This window comes from Virgibacillus sp. Bac330, from assembly GCF_003667845.1.
Classification (GTDB): domain Bacteria; phylum Bacillota; class Bacilli; order Bacillales; family Amphibacillaceae; genus Virgibacillus; species Virgibacillus chiguensis.
In genome coordinates this window covers 321,328-343,052 of record NZ_CP033048.1, presented here as the reverse complement: position 1 = coordinate 343,052, position 21,725 = coordinate 321,328, and the positions used below count along the sequence as shown (strand labels likewise).

Annotated in this window: 19 protein-coding genes; 7 read left to right on the top strand and 12 right to left on the bottom strand. The window is 37.9% G+C overall.

All coding sequences use genetic code 11. The annotated features are described in order from the left end of the window. Positions 1 to 128: 128 nt before the first annotated feature. The 5 genes from hisH (at position 129) to hisC (ending at position 4,903) form a co-directional block, all read left to right on the top strand. Positions 129 to 734, top strand: a complete 606-nt coding sequence (gene hisH, locus D9780_RS01515) for an imidazole glycerol phosphate synthase subunit HisH (protein ID WP_121639031.1) — start codon at positions 129 to 131, stop codon at positions 732 to 734. Continuing rightward, positions 731 to 1,453: a 1-(5-phosphoribosyl)-5-[(5-phosphoribosylamino)methylideneamino]imidazole-4-carboxamide isomerase gene (gene hisA / locus D9780_RS01510; protein ID WP_116278164.1), complete on the top strand. Its 723-nt coding sequence runs from the start codon at positions 731 to 733 to the stop codon at positions 1,451 to 1,453. Before hisH ends, hisA begins: the two co-directional genes overlap by 4 nt. After that, a complete protein-coding gene (gene hisF / locus D9780_RS01505) occupies positions 1,443 to 2,204 on the top strand; it encodes an imidazole glycerol phosphate synthase subunit HisF (RefSeq protein ID WP_116278163.1) in 762 nt (253 codons plus the stop codon). Before hisA ends, hisF begins: the two co-directional genes overlap by 11 nt. A 1,011-nt stretch (positions 2,205 to 3,215) precedes the next feature. Further along, positions 3,216 to 3,845, top strand: coding sequence for a bifunctional phosphoribosyl-AMP cyclohydrolase/phosphoribosyl-ATP diphosphatase HisIE (gene hisIE / locus D9780_RS01495; RefSeq protein ID WP_121639029.1), 630 nt, complete (start codon positions 3,216 to 3,218; stop codon positions 3,843 to 3,845). Next, positions 3,842 to 4,903, top strand: coding sequence for a histidinol-phosphate transaminase (gene hisC / locus D9780_RS01490; RefSeq protein ID WP_121639028.1), 1,062 nt, complete (start codon positions 3,842 to 3,844; stop codon positions 4,901 to 4,903). The genes hisIE and hisC overlap by 4 nt, the downstream gene beginning before the upstream one ends. Positions 4,904 to 5,194: 291 nt before the next feature. On the opposite strand, the gene D9780_RS01485 is transcribed toward hisC, so the two are convergent. The 8 genes from D9780_RS01485 to D9780_RS01445 all read right to left on the bottom strand — a co-directional run bounded on the left by D9780_RS01485 (position 5,195) and on the right by D9780_RS01445 (position 13,768). Beyond that, the gene (locus D9780_RS01485) at positions 5,195 to 5,920 is read right to left on the bottom strand and encodes a SurA N-terminal domain-containing protein (RefSeq protein ID WP_121639027.1); all 726 of its coding nucleotides are present in this window, start codon (positions 5,918 to 5,920) and stop codon (positions 5,195 to 5,197) included. Between the two features lie 424 nt (positions 5,921 to 6,344). Then, positions 6,345 to 7,307, bottom strand: a complete 963-nt coding sequence (locus D9780_RS01480) for a siderophore ABC transporter substrate-binding protein (protein WP_121639026.1) — start codon at positions 7,305 to 7,307, stop codon at positions 6,345 to 6,347. 284 nt (positions 7,308 to 7,591) lie between these two features. Next, positions 7,592 to 8,347: an iron ABC transporter ATP-binding protein gene (locus D9780_RS01475; RefSeq protein ID WP_073006391.1), complete on the bottom strand. Its 756-nt coding sequence runs from the start codon at positions 8,345 to 8,347 to the stop codon at positions 7,592 to 7,594. Further along, a complete protein-coding gene (locus tag D9780_RS01470; RefSeq protein WP_073006390.1) occupies positions 8,341 to 9,291 on the bottom strand; it encodes an iron chelate uptake ABC transporter family permease subunit in 951 nt (316 codons plus the stop codon). The genes D9780_RS01475 and D9780_RS01470 overlap by 7 nt, the downstream gene beginning before the upstream one ends. Further along, positions 9,281 to 10,234: an ABC transporter permease gene (locus D9780_RS01465; RefSeq protein ID WP_121639025.1), complete on the bottom strand. Its 954-nt coding sequence runs from the start codon at positions 10,232 to 10,234 to the stop codon at positions 9,281 to 9,283. Before D9780_RS01465 ends, D9780_RS01470 begins: the two co-directional genes overlap by 11 nt. Before the next feature lie 348 nt (positions 10,235 to 10,582). Beyond that, complete coding sequence (locus tag D9780_RS01460; protein WP_121639024.1) at positions 10,583 to 11,308, bottom strand: DsbA family oxidoreductase; 726 nt, start codon at positions 11,306 to 11,308, stop codon at positions 10,583 to 10,585. A 425-nt stretch (positions 11,309 to 11,733) separates the two neighbouring features. Then, positions 11,734 to 12,600, bottom strand: a complete 867-nt coding sequence (locus D9780_RS01455) for an MBL fold metallo-hydrolase (protein ID WP_121639023.1) — start codon at positions 12,598 to 12,600, stop codon at positions 11,734 to 11,736. Between the two features lie 865 nt (positions 12,601 to 13,465). Beyond that, the gene (locus tag D9780_RS01445) at positions 13,466 to 13,768 is read right to left on the bottom strand and encodes a YolC/YozM family protein (RefSeq protein ID WP_162985758.1); all 303 of its coding nucleotides are present in this window, start codon (positions 13,766 to 13,768) and stop codon (positions 13,466 to 13,468) included. Between the two features lie 249 nt (positions 13,769 to 14,017). Here D9780_RS01445 and D9780_RS01440 point away from each other — a divergent pair, with 249 nt between their 5' ends. Further along, complete coding sequence (locus D9780_RS01440; RefSeq protein ID WP_121639020.1) at positions 14,018 to 14,488, top strand: YcxB family protein; 471 nt, start codon at positions 14,018 to 14,020, stop codon at positions 14,486 to 14,488. Positions 14,489 to 14,540: 52 nt separating this feature from the next. Here D9780_RS01440 and fni read toward each other — a convergent pair whose 3' ends face one another. Further along, positions 14,541 to 15,593, bottom strand: coding sequence for a type 2 isopentenyl-diphosphate Delta-isomerase (gene fni, locus D9780_RS01435; protein ID WP_121639019.1), 1,053 nt, complete (start codon positions 15,591 to 15,593; stop codon positions 14,541 to 14,543). Positions 15,594 to 15,976: 383 nt separating this feature from the next. Between fni and D9780_RS01430 the strand changes: the two genes are divergently transcribed. Then, positions 15,977 to 16,516 (top strand): HD domain-containing protein, encoded by a 540-nt coding sequence (locus tag D9780_RS01430; protein WP_309545283.1) that lies wholly within the window; start codon positions 15,977 to 15,979, stop codon positions 16,514 to 16,516. 262 nt (positions 16,517 to 16,778) lie between these two features. Here D9780_RS01430 and rsgA read toward each other — a convergent pair whose 3' ends face one another. The 3 genes from rsgA to abc-f all read right to left on the bottom strand — a co-directional run bounded on the left by rsgA (position 16,779) and on the right by abc-f (position 21,350). Further along, complete coding sequence (gene rsgA, locus D9780_RS01425) at positions 16,779 to 17,849, bottom strand: ribosome small subunit-dependent GTPase A (RefSeq protein ID WP_121639018.1); 1,071 nt, start codon at positions 17,847 to 17,849, stop codon at positions 16,779 to 16,781. Between the two features lie 595 nt (positions 17,850 to 18,444). After that, the gene (locus D9780_RS01420) at positions 18,445 to 19,269 is read right to left on the bottom strand and encodes an aldo/keto reductase (RefSeq protein ID WP_121639017.1); all 825 of its coding nucleotides are present in this window, start codon (positions 19,267 to 19,269) and stop codon (positions 18,445 to 18,447) included. Between the two features lie 446 nt (positions 19,270 to 19,715). Then, positions 19,716 to 21,350, bottom strand: a complete 1,635-nt coding sequence (gene abc-f, locus D9780_RS01415; RefSeq protein WP_121639016.1) for a ribosomal protection-like ABC-F family protein — start codon at positions 21,348 to 21,350, stop codon at positions 19,716 to 19,718. Positions 21,351 to 21,725: the final 375 nt, after the last annotated feature.

Here is a 21,725-nt window from a genome sequence, read left to right as displayed (position 1 = left end):
ATAGTCGCTGTATGAATTAAAATTTTCAGGTTTTGGGACCTCCCATATCCGTGTGATCAACTCACATTTTCCAATTGTTGGAGTGGGAGACTGGCAACAGCTTATATTGTAAAGGAAGGAGCAAATCGATGATCTCTATTATTGATTATGGAGCTGGTAATATAAAAAGCTTGCAATTTGCACTAAATAAAGTTGGTATAGATTCACAAATTACCACTGATGAAACAACCATTAAAAAAAGTGATGCCATCATTTTACCGGGCGTGGGCGCCTTTCAGGATGCCATGCATGCATTAGACGATCAAGATTTAACAAGCTTCATTAAACAAGAGGCAGCCAGAGGCAAACCGCTTCTAGGTATTTGTCTTGGCATGCAATTGTTCTATGAATCTAGTGAAGAAGACGGAGTAACGAAAGGATTCGGATTTTTAACTGGAAAAGTAAAAAAAATCCCTAATAACGTAAAGGTTCCTCATATGGGCTGGAACAATCTCATTAAACACCGAAATAGTGCTTTATGGAAGCAAATGACGGATGAAGCATTTGTCTACTTTGTCCATTCCTATGCGGCTACAGATGTGGATACGAATACGTTAGTAGCTAGCACACCTTATGGAATAAACATTCCTGCAATCGTACAACAGAACAATATTATTGGTATGCAATTTCACCCAGAAAAAAGCGGAGCAACAGGGTTACAACTTTTAGCAAATTTTAAGGAGATGATAACATGATTCTATTTCCAGCCATTGATATTAAAGACGGGAAATGCGTTCGTTTAACACAAGGAAATTACGATCAAGTAAATGTGTATAGTGATTCGCCAGTTACTGTGGCAAAAGATTGGGAAGCGCAAGGAGCTGCCTATCTTCACCTCGTCGATTTAGATGGAGCTAAATCAGGTGTTTCCACGAACGAACCTATTATTAGAGAGATCGCTCAAAAGGTCACCCTGCCAATCCAAGTAGGGGGAGGCATTCGTAGTTTACAAGTAGTGGAAAACTACTTATCCGCGGGAATAGATCGCGTCATCCTCGGGACTGCCGCTATTAAAGACCAGTCTTTCTTGCAAACTGCTCTGTCTACATTTCCTCATCAAGTTGCTGTATCGATCGATGCACGAAATGGTTATGTCGCTACAGATGGATGGACAAAGACAAGTGAGAGAAAAGCCATTGATCTTGTGAAAGAATTAGAAGATCTAGGATTGCAAACAATTGTTTACACCGATATTTTAAAAGACGGCATGCTAAAAGGGCCCAATTTTCATGAATTAGAAAACTTACAAGCAATTACTTCTATCAATATTATCGCTTCTGGTGGGGTCACAACGATTGCCGACATAAAACAATTAGCACAAATGAACTTATATGGAGCAATTATTGGTAAAGCGCTTTATGACAATTCCCTTCCTTTAGAAGCGAGCTTGGAGGCAGTAAAACATGCTCACTAAACGAATTATCCCATGTTTGGATGTCGATAAAGGACGTGTCGTCAAAGGAAAAAAATTTACAAACATCCAAGACGTTGCCGATCCAGTAAAATTAGCGCAACGGTACAACAAGGCAGGTGCTGATGAGCTTGTCTTTTATGATATTACAGCTTCAAACGAAGATCGAGGTATTTTCATCGATGTCGTAGAGCAAGTCGCTGCTGAAATTGCGATTCCCTTTACCGTAGGCGGTGGTATAAGAACCATAGAAGATATTCATAGCGTATTACGTGCAGGCGCTGACAAAGTTTCGATAAATAGTGCTGCCGTACAGCAACCAGATTTGATTGAAGAAGCAGCTAAGAAATTTGGAAAGCAGTGCATTGTCCTATCCATTGACGCCAAACAAACAAATGACGGAAGATGGGCAGTCTATATCCATGGGGGCAGAAAACAAACTGCTTTAAATGCCGTGGATTGGGCTGAGCAAGGCGAAGCATTCGGTGCAGGAGAACTTGTGCTCAACGCAATTAATACAGATGGCGAAAAAAACGGCTACGACCTAGATTTAATGCATGCTGTTGCACAAGCAGTCAATATTCCCATCGTCGCTAGTGGAGGGGCTGGTAAAATGGAACATTTTTCGCAAGTTTTACAACCGACGTATGCAGATGCAGCTCTAGCAGCTTCCGTATTCCACTACGGAGAAATACCTATTCCCGCATTAAAAGCTTATTTAGCTACCCAAGGCATCACAGTAAGACCAAGTTAAAATTAGGACAATCCGCCAATAAGTGAGCAAATTTCGACGATCATGAGCGAAGTCCAGCGTGAGGTGAGCGCATTTCAGACGGTCGTGAGCGAAGTCCAGCGTGGGATGAGCGCATTTCAAACGATCATGAGCGAAGTCCAGCGTGGGATGAGCACATTTCAGACGATCATGAGCGAAGTCCACGCGGAGATGAGCGCATTTCAAACGATCATGAGCGAAGTCCACGCGAAGATGAGCGAAATTTCGACGATCATGAGCGAATCCAGCGTGGGATGAGCGCATTTAAGACGAACATGAGCGAGTTCAAGCGGAGGTGAGCGCATTTCAAACGATCATGAGCGAAGTCCATGCGAGTTCGAGCGCATTTCAGACGATCATGAGCGAAGTCCATGCGAGTTCGAGCGCATTTCAAACGATCATGAGCGAACACAGCGTGGGATGAGCGCATTTCAGACAAACATGAGCGAAGTCCACGCGGAGATGAGCGCATTTCAAACAAACATGAGCGAAGTCCAGCGTGAGGTGAGCGAAATTTCGACGATCATGAGCGAACACAGCGTGGGATGAGCGGATTTAAGACGAACATGAGCGAAGTCCAGCGTGAGATGAGCAAACTTTCGACGATCATGAGCGAATCCAGCATGAGATGAGCGAATTTAAAACAAACATGAGCGAAGTCCAGCGTGAGGTGAGCGAAATTTCGACGATCATGAGCGAACCCAGCGTGAGATGAGCGCATTTCAAACGATCATGAGCGAAGTCCACGCGGAGATGAGCGCATTTCAAACGATCGTGAGCGAAGTCCAGCGTGAGATGAGCACATTTCAGACGATCATGAGCGAAGTCCAGCGAAGATGAGCGAAATTCCGACGATCGTGAGCGAATCCAGCGTGAGATGAGCGCATTTCAAACGATCATGAGCGAAGTCCACGCGAGTTCGAGCGCATTTGAGCGAGTTCCATGAAAAGCACGCTTAAAAAGCAATACATAATCACTATATAGGGAGAGATAATGATGAAGCAAATAACGTTTGATGATAACGGGCTCGCTCCTGCCATTGTACAAGATGCAGATACGGGTCAGGTTTTAACGCTAGCGTATATGAATGAAGAAGCGCTTAACAAAACAATAGCGACAAAAGAAGCATGGTTCTATAGCCGAAAACGTCAAGAATTATGGCATAAAGGAGCGACGTCTGGAAATAAACAAGTGGTACAATCGATGTCTATCGATTGTGATAAAGATGCTATTCTACTGCAAGTGAAGCCACAGGGCCCTGCTTGCCATACAGGAGAAGAAACCTGCTTTCATAAGAATGTTTTCCAAGAACAGCCTGCCTCATTTATCATGATGAAAAAATTAACAGAAAAAATTAAAACTCGTAAAGAAAATCCTTTGCCAGGTGCCTACACAACATACTTATTTGCAAAAGGCATGGATAAAATTTTAAAGAAAGTGGGCGAAGAAGCAAGTGAGGTCATTATCGGCGCGAAAAATAACGATAAATCCGAAGTAACATGGGAGATTGCTGATTTAACCTATCATACGCTTGTGTTAATGGAGCTACTAGGTGTATCTGTTACAGATATTAAGCGTGAATTGTTAAAAAGGCATTTACAAAAAGGGGATGGAGAGCAATGAAATATTGGAGTGAAGCAGCTAAACGATCAACCCCATATGTTCCGGGTGAACAATCCAACGATCCAACTATTATGAAACTAAATACAAATGAAAACCCCTATCCTCCGTCGCCAAATGTGCAAGAAGCAATCAAACAAGAGATGAACAAAGCATTACATCTTTATCCATCACCAACTGTTGGCAGTTTAAGAGAAAGCATTGCCAAACAGGAAGGGACGAAAAAGGAATCTGTTTTTGTTGGAAATGGCTCCGATGAAGTACTAGCGTTCGCATTTATGGGGTTATTTTCACCAACTCGAACGATACGATTTCCAGCAATTACGTATAGCTTTTACCCTGTCTATGCCAATCTTTTTCAAATTCCATATGAAGAAATGCCATTAATGAATAATTTCACAATAGATGAAAAAGATTTTTTTCATACAAAAGGCGGAGTTATTCTACCAAACCCAAATGCGCCGACAAGCATTTTTACTAGCTTAGAAAAATTGGAAGCAATCATTCAACATAATCCAGATAATGTTGTTATTATTGATGAAGCTTACATTGATTTTGCACCTGAATCTGCCGTAACACTTACGCATAAGTATGAGCAGCTGTTAGTTGTAAAAACTTTTTCAAAGTCACGTTCTTTGGCTGGATTACGTGTTGGCTATGCGATCGGGCATCCAAATTTAATCGAAGCTTTAACCCGTATAAAAGACTCCTTTAATTCTTATACGTTAGACCGGCTTGCTATAGTCGGTGCAAAAGCAGCTATGGAAGATGCTGTTTACTTAAAAGAAACGACTCGGAAGATTATTCAAACTCGGAAGTGGACGCAAGAACAGATGGAAAAGCGCGGTTTCCATGTGCTCCCAAGCGCAACTAATTTTCTATTTGTCCAACATCCTGATTATAATGCGGAACAATTATATGAGCGTTTAAGAGCGAAAAAAATTCTCATACGCCATTTTCGTAAATCTGGCATCGAAAATTATATGCGAATTACCATTGGTACAGACAAGATGATGCAGCAGTTTTTGATAGTGTTGGATGAAATTATGCAGAAGACGTAAATGCTTTTACTTTTGTTTCAAAATCGTTTTCGCATCTAAAAATGGGTAACCGTCGACAGACTGGTTACCCATACAACGTATTCCATAAATATTGGGGTTCTTTCCCCCACTGATTGTTAGGAGACAACAAACGAAAATTTCCAGTGCTACTATCTCCCACTTAAACTTGTCCAATTTGCATTTTCCAATGCTTGAAGGAGGATTTTATAACACTGTATATCACGATTCGTATATTACAAAGCATCGTTTGACCAAAATGGTTCCCTATAATGTAGTGAAACGCTTATTAGATTATATCATTGTCTCTACATCAGCGTCTTCTTTTAATTTATCTACTCGCTTTTGCAATTGTTCGTTCGTTTTTTCATCCTTCAAGGTTTGTTTGATTTGATCTTTTACATCTTCCAACTTACCTATTTCTTCATTTTGTTCTTTCATTTGTTTATAATAATCTTCCACTTCTTTATCTGTTACTTCGATGTCAAATTCAGCATCTAAATATTGAGAAGTAATTAGATTATCTCTTAGCATGTTTTTAAACTGATCTTCATTAAGCTGGAACTGCTCTAGTGCAGTGCTTAAACGATCTTCACCTTCTTTTTTAATCGTATCAAATTCTTTCTGCACGTCATCATTAGATACTTCGATGCCTTTATCAGCAGCATCTTGATTAATCAATTGCTGGTTTATAAGCATATCTAACGTTTGTTTTTTTAGTTGATCCTCATTAACATCTTGATTGAATTGCGTATTCATTGTCTTTAACTGCAAATAAGCTGGGTTATAACGATCGCCTTTAATTTCTTCGCCATTTACGGAAACAACTGTTTCTCCATCATCAACTTTTTCCTTATCTGTTATTTTAACAGGTTCAGGCTTTTCTCCGCCCTCTTCTGTATTGCCTTCTTCTTGTTGCTCATCTTGTTCTGCGGTTTTATCTTCTTCATTATCTCCTCCGCAGGCAGCTAGTACGAATGCTAGCGTTATCGTAATCGCAAATATAATCCACTTTTTCATTCGATCCATCCCTCTTTCTCATTATGAATGTCCTTTCATTCAAACATATTCTGTCCAAACTTTGCAAGTAGCTTCATTTACATCATCGTCTTAAAAAGCTACTATGTCTCGTTTTAACACCTATCTTTACAGTTGAACAACAAATAAGAGATTTATTCCATTATTGTGCCACAACTTGGTATTTGTTACTATGATTCATTCTACACTACATTTGATATACAGTTCAAATAGATAGGACAAATGAATAGAATATATGCAAAACTATAACGTAAAAGATAAATAAACAACCAAGGATGCTACTATAAATGGAATAGGAAATGCGGGCGTTTTGAATGAATAAATACAATTTTGAATAAAAAAATAGGCTTTCCGATATAGCAAACAAGCCGAACAATCACTGCTCGGCTTGTTTGTACAAATCCTTTTATTCTAAGCTTGCTTCTACTTCTTTAATCATTTCTTGGACAGAGACGAGTCCACCACCGGACAGATACCAGAATTCTGGATCTAAGTACGCAATGTTGTCATTTTTATATGCTTTCGTTCCTTTTACTAATTCATTTTCGACCAAATTTTTAGCAGCTGGTTCTTCGCCAATCGCTGCACTACGATCGATAACATACAGTAAATCAGGGTTTTGCTCCATGACGTATTCAAAAGAAACGTTCATACCATGTGTAGACGCTTCGATGTTTTCATCTACTGGAGGGACACCAAAAACATCATGGATTAATCCAAAACGGGAGCTAGGGCCATATGCACTGATTTTATCATCATTAGCTAGTGTTATAAGCGCTTTTTGATCCATTTCTTCCGCTTTCGCTTTCACTTCTTCAATAGATGCATCAATAGCAGCAAGCTCTTCTTCTACTTCTGCTTGCTTATCAAAAATCTCACCTAGTGTGTTCATATTTGCTTTGAAAGACTCCATATAGTTAGCTGGATCTACACCTAAATAAACAGTCGGAGCAATTTCAGCTAATTGATCATATACAGTGGACTGTCGACCCGATATGAAAATAACATCTGGATTAATCTCATCAATTTTTTCAAAGTCCGGCTCTTTCAAGCTACCGATATTTTCATAGTCATCACTTGCATACTTGTCTAAATAAGTTGGGATTAAACCACCTTTAGCTACACCTGCAACATCAATCCCTAATGTATCCAATGAATCAAGCACACCATAGTCGAACACCACAACATTTTCAGGATTTTTGGGAACTTCTGTATCACCAAGCTCTTGTTTAATCTCCATTGTTTCCGACTCTTTCGCATCGGAACCTTTGCTATTACTACTATCTTTTTCTTCACTATTTGAACCACAAGCCGCTAAAGTTAACACGAGCAAACTTGCAAATATAAGCCATACAGTTTTTTTCAACATATATAATCTCCTCTTTCTTTGTTATTTTGCTTAAGTATTGTTCATAGAATATTTCTAATCATACTTATAAATGCTTCAGGAAAACTCGGATTTCACACAATGCGTTATATGTACATCAACCCAACCGTTTCCTATTTTCCTACAGACAAGATAAGGCAAATTCATTTACCTTTCGACATCCATTCGTTAAAATAGATGTATACGCTATCCTTCATCATGACTTGGCTTGGTCGTCAGTCATGGTGTGGGATTTTTATTTTGTTTTTCAAACTAGCCTTCCCCCATTAAAAGTAAACACAGATTCGTTTATTATCTATATCCTTAATGTCAATATCCATGTCATAGATATCTTTTAATACACATTTATCAATGACATCGCATGCTCTTCCTTGCTTAACGACTTTTCCATCCTTTAAAGCGACAATATTATCCGAATAACAAGAAGCAAAATTAATATCATGAATAACAATTAAAACAGTTTTGCCAAGCTCATCCACTAAATTACGCAACGTTTTCATAATTTGCACAGAATGGCGCATATCTAAATTATTTAACGGCTCATCTAACAAAATATATTCCGTATCCTGCGCAATGACCATGGCGATGTGTGCTCGTTGTCTTTGCCCACCACTAAGCTGATCTAGAAACTTATCTTGCATATCGCGCAGTTCCATATAATCAATCGCCTCATCAACTTTTTCCCAATCGTAATCATTTAATTTACCTTGAGAATAGGGGAAGCGCCCAAAAGATACGAGCTCACGTACCGTTAATTTTAAATTAATGGAGTTAGATTGTTTTAAAATGGATATTTTTTTCGCTAGCTCATTGCTTTTTGTTTGCATAATGTCTTTTCCGTCTATCGAGATATCCCCATTATCTTTTGCGATAAGGCGACTAACCATAGAGATCAACGTACTCTTCCCTGCACCGTTTGGACCAATAAAGGAAGTAATCTTTCCTTTTTCAATCGTCAGAGACACATCTTCAATCACTTTCTTCTGGTTAAATGACTTAAATACATTTTTAATATCTACCATGATTTATTCTCCTTTAACAAAAGATAAATAAAGTAAATACCACCGATAAAGTTTATAATGACACTAATCGTCGTTTTAAAGGTAAATACTTCTTCTACAATAAACTGTCCGCCAATTAATGCAATAATACTTATGAGCATGGAGCCAATTAAAATATAAAAATGACGGAATGTCTTTAAAAATTCATAAGCTAAGTTAACAACTAATAACCCTAAAAACGTCATCGGTCCTACTAAAGCTGTAGCCATCGAAATAAATACAGCAACGATAACGAGTAAATGCTTGACGACTCTTCCATAAGGAACCCCTAAGTTAACCGCGTTATCTTTCCCAAGTGCCAATACATCTAAGTATTTGTAATAACGCATCATATAAACAAGAAGGAGTACAAATAGAACGACAGATATATAGACAAGGTCTGTGTTTACGTTGTTTACGCTGGCAAACATTCGATCTTGAGCTACCATGAACTCATTCGGATCAATTAACACTTGCATAAATGATGTAATACTACTGAAAAAAGTTCCTAAGATCATTCCTACAAGTAACAGAAAATAAATATTATTTTGCTCGCTTGAAAATAACAACCGGTATAGGAGTAATGAAAATACAACCATTCCTCCAATGGAAACGAGGTAATTCACATGGCTATTCATCATAACTAACGAATTAGCCCCTACTACAAAGATAATAGCTGTTTGGATCAAGAGGTAAAGGGAATCCAGTCCTAATACACTTGGTGTTAAAATACGATTATTCGTTATTGTCATAAAAATCGTTGTCGCAAATCCGATTGCTGCACCTGTTAAAAGAATCGCCACAACTTTAATGATACGTCTCGGTAGAATGTATCCAATATTTCCAGTAAGGTCATAAAAAATATAAAGCAATGTCAATAATATAGCGATGAGAGTTAGAATAATTGTCTTCTGTTTATATCCCATATTTTTTTCTCCTAAAGAGCAGATAAATAAATAATCCGCTACCGATGACCCCTACCGTTAAACTTATCGGTATTTCATATGGATAAATAATAATTCGACCGATAATATCACAAATAAGAACGAAAATGGCTCCTAACAATGCGGTATGTAGCAAACTTTTTTTCAAATGATCCCCTTGGTAGATAGTCACAATATTAGGAATAATTAATCCTAAAAATGGAATCATTCCAACTGCCAATACAACGGATGCGGTTACAAGTGCTACGATAATTAAACCCAAATTGACGACTTGTCGATAGTTTAATCCAAGGTTTTTGGAAAAATCTTCACCCATACCAGCAATCGTAAATTTATTTGCATAAAAGAAAGCAATAATTAATATTGGAATGCTGACAAACATGAGCTCGTAATTCCCTGTCATAATCATGGAAAAATCACCTTGCATCCATGACGAGATGTTTTGAATTAAATCATAACGATAAGCAATAAAGGTAGACATGGAACTAACAATATTTCCAAACATTAAACCAATTAATGGGATGAATATCGCATCTTTAAATTTTACTTTTTCCAGTATCTTCATAAATGCAAACGTACCTAACAGAGCAAAAGCAAAAGAAACAAGCATCTTTTCAAATGGATTCGCAGAGGTAAATAACACCATGGATACTAATATTCCAAGTCTGGCGGAATCCAATGTTCCTGCCGTTGTTGGCGATACAAATTTATTTCTGCTTAATTGTTGCATAATTAAGCCGCAAATACTCATGCTCATACCAGCAATTAAAATACTTAAAAGTCTCGGAACTCTTGAAACCATTAATACTTTTGCCTGCTCCTCTGTTAGCTGAAATATATCTAGCGGAGAAACGTTTGATACACCAACAAAGATAGATACAAAGGAAAGTATAATTAATATGATTGTTAGATATCGTATTTTCATAGACTGCCCTTCACTTTCCACTTCCCCATTTTTTTAGAATCATTATTATCTTTGATTCGTTCTAATCAATAATGATATTCATTATCAATTAGATTCAACTAATAGTATAACAGATTTCCTCATTACGTCAATGAAAAAATGCCAAAAATCGCTTGCTCATGGACTCACAGGATAAATGGAAGTAAAGATTGAAGAAAGGAAGAATATTTAGAAGAAGACTAAGCAGTTTGTTGATTATCGGAGAAGTATTTATAAAGAAGTTGCTTCGTAGTAAGTTAAGCGACTTCCTATAACTAAAAAAGCAGGTTCCTACATTTAATAGAATACCTGCTTCCAATACATGTTTATTTATTCTTCTTCTATTTCACAACAACCCTCATCTGTACAGTACATTGTTTTTGACCCTTTAGGGTTCAATGATTGAAGTCTGTTTTCCATTTTCGCTTCTTGCCAAACTTGTTCCAAAACCTGGTCAAAAACCTCTTTTGGTTGCGCACCAGACAGCGCATATTTTTCATTAAAAACAAAAAACGGAACCCCTTTAACGCCCATTTCTCTCGCTTGATGTTGGTCGTCTTTTACATCTCTAGCATAGCTATTCGTACAAATAACCTCAGCGACGTTCTTTTTATTTAAACCGACTTTACTAGCAAGGGTCTGTAATGTTTCATGATCACTGATTAATTGAGAATCAGTGAAAAAAGCATGCATCAACGCTTCAGCCATGTTATTACCATTGCCCAGACGTGCTGCATACTTTACTAAGCGGTGAGCCGTAAACGTGTTTGTATGCTGCATGGTATCAAAATGATATGTCAGCCCTACATCTGCTGCTTGCTTTTCTATCTGTTTACTCATTTGCTTTATTTGTTCTATGGGAATCCCTTTTGTATTTGAGAGATATTCATACATATTTTGATTTGGCTTTTCTTCTGCGTTAGGATCTAATTGATAACTTTTAAACTCAACAACAATATCATTACGATATGCAAATGTTTCTAAGGATTGCTCCAATTTTCTCTTTCCAATATAACAAAAAGGGCAAACGAAATCAGACCATATCTCAATCTTCATACATACACCTCACTTTCAATTCATTGTAGCATAGCTATTCCCATTGCATGAACAATCCTGCTTATCCAAGAGGCATAACGACATAAACCACCATATGTTTAGAGCATTTAATAAAAGTTACAACTAATTACCTCTCTATAAACTCGGCTTTTCGTTAAATTTATAGAAGCTGGTGTTTTAGATCCTCAATTTGTTGTTACATATCAATACAATATAAGACAATATAGGAATAGATTTTACATGTAGCAGGGAGCACTTAATAAGCTTATCCTTTCCTCTTGATAAAATGGCTTTTCTAAGTTTCTGTAGGAAAACTATAGCTTGCACCCTCTTTTTTATAATAAAGTAAAAAAGAGGGTGTGATTACTGCTATAATCGCACCTCTTCATTCTTCCTATAGTGAACAAAGGAATTTACTCGACACGTTATTGATATAAGTTATTTTCTTTATCTACATACTTTCCATAATCAGGTATAGCTAGATCTGTAAATTGTTTAACAAGCCTGTCCAAGCCGTTTTTTAACTTTTTACCTTTCATACTCACACCATGGCCTGGTACCACTATTTCAGGGTTTAGTTCTGCTAATTTTTGTACAGATTCAAATGCTGCTTTCCAGTCGGTTGTATAGTATCTAGGTGGTCCATTCACTTCCGCTGTTTGCATCAGCACACGATAAAATGAATCCTGTCTTACAGTAATGAACGCATCTCCTGAAAACAATAGCCGATCATTCTCTCGATAAAAAGATACATGACCAGGTGTATGTCCTGGCGTATGTACCCATTTCCAATTTTCTAAATGAGGAACTTGATTGTTTTCAGGAAGGGCTTGCACCGCATTACCTAAATCAATCGGCTCATTCGGATATAGGTTAGCCATTTTCGCTAGTAGACCACCTTCTACGCTAGTGTCCGGTTTTGGGTAGCTTTTTTCACCACGTAAGTAAGGAAGTTCTTTAGAATGTGCATAAATAGGAACATCCCACTCCTCCAATAAAGCAGCTAACCCTCCTACATGATCAAAATGAGCATGCGTCAACAGAATTGCAGCTGGCTTACTACCTTTTCCAAATCGGTCTACAACAACCGATTTAATTTCTGAAGCTGCATGAGGTAATCCAGCATCGATAAGCACCCATTCCCCTTTTTCAGGATGGCCTACAAAACCAATATTTACCATTTGATCCGTATAATAGTATATATCGGCTTTCACCTGTACACCGCCTCCACTTGTAATGGAGGTCATCGGAATAAATTTGTCATGTTCACGTTGATGAAAATTTTGCTCCATGCTAACCTGTCTCCTCGCTTAAATAATTAGTCGTAGTATTTACAACACGAAAAAAAATAACCACATCATCTGATATGGATTACAAGTCACTAATTATTTTAAAAATCGGTTCTTAAAACTAAAGAGAGCTTGCACTTTGTAAGGTAGCTTCTTCCAATTAACAGCGAACGATCTTGAACAAAGGCTCGGGGAGCCCGGTTAGCAACGTAGCGAGTGGAACGAACCAACGAAAGTTTTAGGAACCATGCTACTGCAACAGGAGTATGCCGGCGCTCTCCGGCAAGCCCGTCTTTAGTCGGCCTTCCATTTAGAACGAACCGATGATGACTTATCGGAAGGCAATGGAGTGAAGTCGCCTAGTTGCTGAGCGCTTGCGCCGGACGTGGCTAAATAACTTAGTTAGTTTAAGCAACGCTAGTGTAATTTCCTAGACAAGGAAAAATTTGGCTTGTCGCCAAGTCTTATAGCAAAAGCTTGATTGTACCAGCAAATCTCCATAAAAAAGCCTTCGTCTGGCTCATACGATCCACCTTAAAACTTTGTGCTTTCCTATAGTAAGGATATCGGCTACATTTTTGCTTAGCAGCCATGAGATATGCGTTACAATTGTGAACTTCAGCGACTTTGTTGTAAACTTCGACCAACTTACTTGTGAGCTTCAGCGACTTTCGTGTAAATTCAAGCGAAATTAATGTAAATTCAAGCGATTTTACATTTTTTTGCAAGATAATCAGTCTTTTAGCAATGAGACGCCGTCGTTTTGCTTATACTATAAGCCTTAAAACTTTGATGGTTGGAACTATCTTTTTCATTATTTTTATTCCTAATCTCATCATGTAACGCACCCTCAAGAGAGATAAAAAATCTAGCCTCTTTTTTCTAACTTATCTTCCCAACCCGAAAAAACTTCAATATCATAATGGTTTAAATCTTCATCGGAAAGGTTACTCTTCATGTATGTTGCAACTTTTTCTATTTCTTCCTCACTACATACATCTATATCGATTGTTGCGGGCTCCTCGCCGACAATGTAACCCTGCACCTCATACTTATCCATGACAGCTTGTAGCACTTCATCTACCGTCCTATCCTTCGAAAAAGTAATAACAGAAAATGCTCCCAAAATAAGTAAAGTGCCGATCAACGTTATTACTCCGATTTTTTTCATTGTTTTTACTCCTTCCTTGTCCAATTTATTAAATTTCACTCTATTTCGAGTATAATTCACCATCCTATCTATGACAAGGAGTGTTCTTTTATGCAAAGATGAACATCTGGCTTGCTGTTCATGAAGGCGTTGCACTATCTTAAACACCCCCCTAAATGTATCTTCATCCATGCCGTTAATATCTTAGCCTTAGCGACAGATGTCAAAAAGGTATTAATGCTCTTTCAAAAGAAAAGGGGGAGGATGTATTTGATTGCACAATTTAATATAACGGATAAAGATTTAATTGCTCAACAAAAAAATGCAATAAAAATTAGTAAGTTCCATAGGAAAGCTAGATTAATGCAACTAATGGTTTTTTATCTATTTCTGGTATATATACTTGCATTTAGCCGTCTCTCAACAGATAATTTTATATTTGGGTTATCGTTATGTTTAATTCTCACCCCTGTAGTATGGAAATCTTATGAGTATGCTATAATTAGTCAATTTAAAGGTATTCTTAAACAACACAAGAATTCATTAGGTGATTTTACATTAAACTTATCTGCAGAAGAGTTTACTAAAGAATCGAGGAATATAACTGAAAAATTCCAATGGGAAGATTTGAAACAGCTTAAAGAAGATGGGGAACGTTATTTCTTATATTTTACCGACTTATTTGCAATAACAATTAAAAAAGAACTTAAAAATATGAATACAGAAGAAGTGAAGATGTAGCAAGAATTTATAAAAAGAAAAGTTAATAATTAAAAAGCTAGTTGCTGAGCAACTAGCTTTCTTCTAGCAGAGAATTCCCCATAATCGATACGCGCCTCGTTTGTTGCAATGCTTCTAATGAAGTTACACCAATTCCAAACATAGCCATTTTTAATTCCAATTCTATTTGTTCCATCGTTGTTATGACTGCCTCGGCAGATTCGGTTGCTGCCTGCAATAATTGACGTGCAAAACCGATCACATCTGCGCCAATAGTTATGGCTTTTGCAGCATCGACACCCGTTTTCATTCCTCCGCTTGCTACAAGAGGAACTTTTGGGAGCTTATTTCTTACTGACACGATACAATCTTTTGTTGGCAGCCCCCAGTTATTGAAAGCTTCAGCTGCAGCCTTGCGAAGTGGATCTTGCGAACGGAGCTTTTCAACTTGGCTCCATGATGTCCCACCAGCTCCTGCTACATCAATATACGCTATCCCAGCATTGTACAACTGTTCAGCCACGAAGCCATCAATACCAAAGCCAACTTCCTTCGCACCAACTGGCACGGTTAATTTACTGCAAATTTCTTCTACTTTTGGCAATAAATCAGCAAAGTTTAAGTCGCCGCCATCTTGTACAGCTTCTTGCAAACTATTAAAATGGAGAACAAGTGAATCAGCTTCCGTCCTATCCACAATACGCTGTGCTTCTTCAGCGCCGTAACCATAATTTAATTGTACAGCACCTAAATTGGCAATTAAAGGTACTGTCGGAGCTTGCTGGCGTATTAAGAATGAAGCTTGGTGGGCATCACTTTCTAGTAAAGCTCGTGTTGAACCAAGGGCAACAGCCCATCCCTTTTCTTCAGCAGCTAGCGCTAAGTTTTGATTGATTTTAGCAGCAAGCTCCGAACCACCAGTCATCGAACTTACCAAAAATGGCGCTTGTAACGATTTATTTAAAAAGGTTGTGTTGATTTGTATATCATCAAAATGAATCTCCGGAAGCGCATTATGTATAAATGAAATACCTTCTAACCCCGTCGATTTATTCACACCTTCTACATTCTCTGTTAAGCATAGCTGAATATGTTCGGTTTTTCTACGATTTATTCCCTCTTCCATGTTAAAAAACCTCCAATTTTACGACCTTGCATTCTATGATAACATAACTTAGATTCAAATCTTACTGTGACGATTTTTTAAAACTTATGCATGGTATAAAGCCATAAGGTCGAATTCCTTGTATAATGTATAAGATGTTAAAAGACGAGATAAATTTGCTAAACTTTGAAATAGTCGAACTGAATTCATTTTGTGTTCCAAAAGGCAGCAATATGGATTTAGATTTTCTAGGTAGCAACCTCTCAGAAATGCAATTCGTCATTTTTTGTGCCGTTTTTGGAGATGAGACATATTCTAAACGGTAGCATTTTTAATTTATCGTTTCATAAAACAAGCACAAGTACATTTCATAACAAGCGTAAAAGTGAAAGGAATTCGTTAAAATGATGAAAGATAAAGCAAAAGAATTTGCTACTAAAGCACATGAAGGACAATGGAGAAAAGGTTCCAAGGCACCTTACATCACGCATCCTATTCGTGTTGCGAATATACTTGAAGAAGCTGGTTGCAGTGAGGAAGTTATCTGCGCAGGTTATTTACATGATGTTGTAGAAGATACAGCTACAACCATACAAGAAATCGCCATCCAATTTGGTAAACACATTACTTCTCTTGTGTGTGCGCATACTGAAAATAAATCCCTACCTTGGGAAAAGCGAAAACAGCAAACGATTTACACTTTAAAAACATCAAATATGGAAGTAAAGCAGTTAATTATAGCGGATAAATTAGACAATTTATTAAGTATCGAGGCAGATTTGCAATCCTTTGGAGAGGCTGTATGGAATCACTTCCATGCGCCTTTGGATAAGCAGAAATGGTATTATCAGTCGATAAAAGAAGTTATGTATCATGGCATTTCAATGAAAGAAGCACCTGCTTTTTTTAACTATTATGAAGAGGCTGTGTCACGTGTTTTTTAACGATCTTGGGTATAAAGTGAACCTTCAATCAATGGGGGTTTTCCTCTATCCACCACAGATTGTTAGTACCACAAGGGTATGACCTAGAGTCCTCTGAACGAATTGGGCGATTTAGATGCTTTTCTCCCCCCCTTAGACTTGATCAACCCACATCTCCAATCCTTGAAAAGTTAATCTTACAGCACCTTATATTCGGGATAAAATTGAACGATGCCAAAAGCTTAAAACAGCTTTTGGCATACTCCTTAGCATAACTTTCTGTCTACTTGTATCCACGTTGATTGTACGTAGCTTTCATATTTTTTGCTCGCTGTTTCCATTTGTTTTTCTCTTCCAGCTGTGCCTTTTGATCCTGCTTTCTTTTTTCAAATGCTAATTCTCGTAACAATTTTTGATAACTATCAAACCGCTCCTGTGAGAGCTCACCTGAAGCAAGTGCTTCTTGAACACGACAGCCCGGCTCTGTATCATGCTGACAATCACTAAAAAAACAAGCACTAGCAAAATCTTCTACATCTTCAAAGGCAGTATCTACTGCTGCTTCTCCGTCCCAAAGCTGTAATTCTCGCATTCCTGGAGTATCAATTAACAAAGCGCCGCTTGCTAACACGAACAATTCACGATGCGTTGTGGTGTGTCGCCCTTTGCTATCATCCAAACGAACATCTTTCGTTTTCTGTACATTTCGCTCGGATAAAACATTGACTAAAGTCGATTTCCCTACACCAGAGGACCCTACTAAAGCGACAGTTTCAGCAGGTTTCAAGTAGGTATTTAAATCATGAATCCCTTCTCCAGTAATATTGCTCACAACAATAATTGGAACGCCAATGGCTACTGTCTCTACCTGAGCAATTAACGCTGGTAACTGCTCTTCTTCGTACGCATCCTTTTTCGTTAACACGATGACTGGAGAAGCGCCACTTTCGTAAACAGCTACAATATATCGTTCTATGCGGCGTATATTGAGATCATCATTGAGTGAACTTACAATAAATATCGTATCTAAATTTGCTGCAACTAGCTGCGCCTCTGTTTTATCCCCAGCCGCTTGTCGAACAAGCTGGCTTTTTCTTGGCAAAACATGTTGAATAACGGCTTTTTTCTCAAGCCTCAGCTTATCTACCGCTACCCAATCACCAACAGTAGGAAAATCAATTGCTCCATTTGCCGCATTCAAAAATTTACCACTAACGTGAGCCAAATACTCCATCTCTCCATCAGAAATGCGGTAACTATTTCTCTGCACCGTTATTACCCGGGCAATAATTGCTGGGTCAGTTTCTGTATACAAAGTCTCATTCCAACCAAGTTTGGTTAAATTATTATTCAATTATTTTCCTCCTTCAAAAATGGAAGTTCCACCGTGTAAGAAAACAGTTTTTACGTAAAATACAATTTTCTCGCACTGAACATCTGTTGTTAAGGAGGAAAGCCAAAGTGGATATCTACCTATTCCGACCGTTCCTCCATTTTGTTTATGTTTGTTTCCTTATTGAATACATGCATCAACATCAACTCCTTTCAAAATGGAACAACGCGTGTTGAACCTTACCTATGTTATAACTGATTTTAACTTCATTTGTAAAGTGTTTTTAACCGTTTGTTTCACATTCGAATAGGAACTATCTTATGTAAAGTGAAACACTTATCCGTATGGATTTCTTTTATCCCTCACGAATTGTTTCCTAGTCCAAGGGTAAACCTAATTGCCCGCGAATCGGAGGTGGAGGTCCACGTAGACTTGTTCAGCTGTCATCTGCCAAAATTTACAGCGGGAGTCTTATAGCATTTTTTTCCGGAATTACAAGCGATTTTCATACAAAGCGCACAGCGTGGCGGGCTTCCTTATCTCCAAACCTTTCTAGCTGAAACGATACACACAAAAAGCTGCCTTTTACTTTTAAGCGTAAGAGACAGCTTTTGTTTTAACGACTATTCATTTCACTCGGTTCTGGTCCTTTTCGTTCGCCTCGGTCCAATTTAGAAATGGCATCCATTTCCTCTGATCCCAGTTCAAAATCAAAAACAGCGAAGTTTTCCTTTATTCGTGAAGGTGTTACCGATTTCGGTATAACAATATGATTCGCTTGCAAGTGCCAACGCAACACGATTTGAGCAGGTGTTTTTTGATGCGCTTGGGCAATCTTTGTAATTTCTTCATTCTGTAGCACTGCGCCACCTTGCATAAGGGGACTCCAAGCTTCGACAGAAATATGATGTTGATCACAAAAATGCTGTAACTCTTGTTGCTGCAAGTATGGATGACATTCAACTTGATTAACAGTTGGAACAACTTCACACTCATCCAACAACCGTTGTAAATGTTCCTTGTTAAAATTGCAAACACCGATCGCTTTCACACGACCATCTTGATACAATTTTTCCAACGCTTTATAAGTTTCAACATATTGATCAAATGCAGGTGTTGGCCAGTGGATTAAGTATAAATCTACGTAATCTAATCCAAGCCTATCGAGACTTTCCTCAAAAGCACGAAGCGTGTTTTCATAACCTTGATCACTATTCCAAACCTTTGTTGTAATAAACAATTCTTCTCTAGGCACAGAGGTATTAGCTAGTGCTCTTCCAACTCCACGCTCATTGTCATAAATTTTAGCTGTATCGATGGACCGATACCCCACTTCGATTGCTGTTTCAACTGCTTTTGTTGCTTCTTCATCAGACACTTGCCATACACCAAAGCCAAGTTGTGGCATACGTAAACCATTGTTTAAGGTAATATACTGCATTGATTAGCCCCTCTCTATTCCGATACTTTTATAGTATCACAATTAACAATGGCAACCAAAAAATTCCTAACAAATAGGCGACTTTTAATTGAAAAGGGGAAATAGAAGCTAGCATGACACATTTTTTACACGAAATACAGTGACAGTACTTATTTACAGAGTGAATTACTTCGACCACTAAGATGCTTAAAGAAATTGAGGGAGCATTGTTTCTTAGGGAAATTTCGCTTTCATTCCCCTAAATAAAAGAATGATGGCTCCTTTTTATCTTGATTATTTTACGAGCGAAGGGATATTTGACTTCATTATCGCATTATGCCTTCTTTATCCACTCAACCTTATATCACTTAGCAGTATATATTTTCTCAAGTAAATGTTTCGTTTAACGCCTCACCGAAACTATCCCCTCCAGTTGGTTGGAGAGGAAGGTTTCTTTCGCAAGTACGTTAAATTCCGTTATGGAGCCAACGTTTTCGAGCATAGCTGTAATTTCCTTCAAATCTTTCCAATTGCTTATTTTCTAATACATATGTGATCGGAAAAAGTCGATCCAAAAAGTAACGGTCATGGGATACAGTAATAATCGTACCCCCGAACTGTTCTAATGCTTCTTCTAACATTTCTTTCGACTCTATATCCAAATGATTTGTCGGTTCATCTAAAATTAGGATATTATGATTTTGATACATTAATTGGGCAAGACGCAAACGTGTCTTTTCTCCTCCGCTTAAGTTTTCCGTCGTTTGAAATACCTTTGCGCCATAAAACAGAAATTGAGCCAATATATTTCTCGCCTCCCCCTCCTCTATTGGAACATGCTCGCGGAATTCATCAATTACCGTGCGTTTCCCTTCCATTTCTAGCATATGCTGTGACAAATAGCCAATAGACAAATTACTACCTAATTGCCGTTCTCCTGCATCTGCTGCTATCTTCCCTACTATTATTTGTAATAACGTTGACTTCCCCGTACCATTTTCTCCAATAATTGCCACTCGCTCTTGAAAGCGTACATGCATATTCACGTGCTGAAAAAGCATTTTATTCTGCACACTTTTTGAAACGCCTTCCAGCCGAATAACATCTTTTCCGCTACGATCTTGCATTTTAAAATCGATTTGCATACGTTTATGCTCCATTATGGGGCGTTTTAACCGCGTCATTTTATCCAAGGCTTTTTGCATACTCTTTGCTCTGCGATGCAATCCATCATTTGGTGGATTCGCTTGATTTGCCCATTCTTTCAATCGTTTGATGGTTTCTTTCATTTTCTTTATTTTCTTTTGCTGATCTTGATATTGCTGAAATTCCTGTAACAGCCTTTCCTCTCGTTCTTTTACATAATTCGTATAATTCGTCGCATAGGTATTTAGTTCTCCTTGATCTAATTCCCAAACCTTTGTGACAGTATCATCTAAAAAATAGCGATCATGGGAAACAATCATTACCGTTCCTGTGTAATTTCGAATAAAATCCGTTAACCATTCGATTGCTTGAATATCCAAATGATTGGTAGGCTCATCTAACAATAGTAAGTCTGGTGCTTGCAACAGTAATTGAGCTAAACCAACTTTTGTCCGTTCGCCACCACTCAAATGTTTCCAACACTTTGTTGCCAATTCTTCTATCTGCAAGCCACTCATGACCCTCCGAATACGAGCGTCGATTTCATAACCACCACGTTCTTGAAAGCTTTCTTGCATATCTCCATACTTTTCAATTAGCTTCGTTAATTTTGCTACGTTTGCTTCTTTTGCCATCAAGCTTTCCAAACGTTCCATTTCACCTTTTAGCAAGTTTAAATCCGTAAACACTTCCGTTAATAGCCCTTCAACCGTTGTTTCCTGTTCCTTGATAGGATTTTGCAACAGCAAACCAACGGAACTATTTTTCTTCCAAGTTATTCTTCCTTTAGCAGGTTCGGTTTTTTTCGCAAGTAACTGCAATAAAGTCGATTTCCCCGTTCCATTTCTTCCAATTAAACCAATTCTGTCTCCTTTCTTCACTTCTGCAGTAATCTGTTCAAAAATTTGATTAGCACCTATTATTTGGGTCACTTGTTGGATACTTACTGTTATCATTTTTTCTCTTCCTCCGCTCTAGAAGAGACAACGCTACCTATACGTTAGGAACAAAATTTCATTTTATTAGTAAGTGATTTTCTTAAAGCGTGTTCCTCTTGCATGAGAAGCTAGTAAAGTGGTGCATATGCAAACGCCACCAACCAATGATATTTTCGCGTTCATTTAGGCGACAATAAATGAACTGCTCATGAATACCGTTTAGAAACAGGTTTTCTGACGTTTTTCTTATACGATACACCTTAAAACGCAATCCGTTCTTCTAGTTGAAATATATGCATGATAAACCTGTGATGATAAAATATAAGTCTTGTCATCTCTCACTTAAATTAAATCATTTTTTACAGTGTGGTATTACAACTTGATGTAGACGTA

What these genes read in the sequence shown, in the direction of transcription:
- D9780_RS01430 (WP_309545283.1), top strand. Translation starts at nt 15,977, where the DNA reads ATGATGAAAGATAAAGCAAAAGAATTTGCTACTAAAGCACATGAAGGA.
- abc-f (WP_121639016.1), bottom strand. Translation starts at nt 21,350, where the DNA reads ATGATAACAGTAAGTATCCAACAAGTGACCCAAATAATAGGTGCTAAT.
- hisC (WP_121639028.1), top strand. Translation starts at nt 3,842, where the DNA reads ATGAAATATTGGAGTGAAGCAGCTAAACGATCAACCCCATATGTTCCG.
- hisF (WP_116278163.1), top strand. Translation starts at nt 1,443, where the DNA reads ATGCTCACTAAACGAATTATCCCATGTTTGGATGTCGATAAAGGACGT.
- D9780_RS01475 (WP_073006391.1), bottom strand. Translation starts at nt 8,347, where the DNA reads ATGGTAGATATTAAAAATGTATTTAAGTCATTTAACCAGAAGAAAGTG.
- D9780_RS01460 (WP_121639024.1), bottom strand. Translation starts at nt 11,308, where the DNA reads ATGAAGATTGAGATATGGTCTGATTTCGTTTGCCCTTTTTGTTATATT.
- fni (WP_121639019.1), bottom strand. Translation starts at nt 15,593, where the DNA reads ATGGAAGAGGGAATAAATCGTAGAAAAACCGAACATATTCAGCTATGC.
- D9780_RS01455 (WP_121639023.1), bottom strand. Translation starts at nt 12,600, where the DNA reads ATGGAGCAAAATTTTCATCAACGTGAACATGACAAATTTATTCCGATG.
- hisIE (WP_121639029.1), top strand. Translation starts at nt 3,216, where the DNA reads ATGATGAAGCAAATAACGTTTGATGATAACGGGCTCGCTCCTGCCATT.
- hisA (WP_116278164.1), top strand. Translation starts at nt 731, where the DNA reads ATGATTCTATTTCCAGCCATTGATATTAAAGACGGGAAATGCGTTCGT.
- D9780_RS01470 (WP_073006390.1), bottom strand. Translation starts at nt 9,291, where the DNA reads ATGGGATATAAACAGAAGACAATTATTCTAACTCTCATCGCTATATTA.
- hisH (WP_121639031.1), top strand. Translation starts at nt 129, where the DNA reads ATGATCTCTATTATTGATTATGGAGCTGGTAATATAAAAAGCTTGCAA.
- D9780_RS01420 (WP_121639017.1), bottom strand. Translation starts at nt 19,269, where the DNA reads ATGCAGTATATTACCTTAAACAATGGTTTACGTATGCCACAACTTGGC.
- D9780_RS01485 (WP_121639027.1), bottom strand. Translation starts at nt 5,920, where the DNA reads ATGAAAAAGTGGATTATATTTGCGATTACGATAACGCTAGCATTCGTA.
- D9780_RS01445 (WP_162985758.1), bottom strand. Translation starts at nt 13,768, where the DNA reads ATGAAAAAAATCGGAGTAATAACGTTGATCGGCACTTTACTTATTTTG.
- D9780_RS01465 (WP_121639025.1), bottom strand. Translation starts at nt 10,234, where the DNA reads ATGAAAATACGATATCTAACAATCATATTAATTATACTTTCCTTTGTA.
- D9780_RS01480 (WP_121639026.1), bottom strand. Translation starts at nt 7,307, where the DNA reads ATGTTGAAAAAAACTGTATGGCTTATATTTGCAAGTTTGCTCGTGTTA.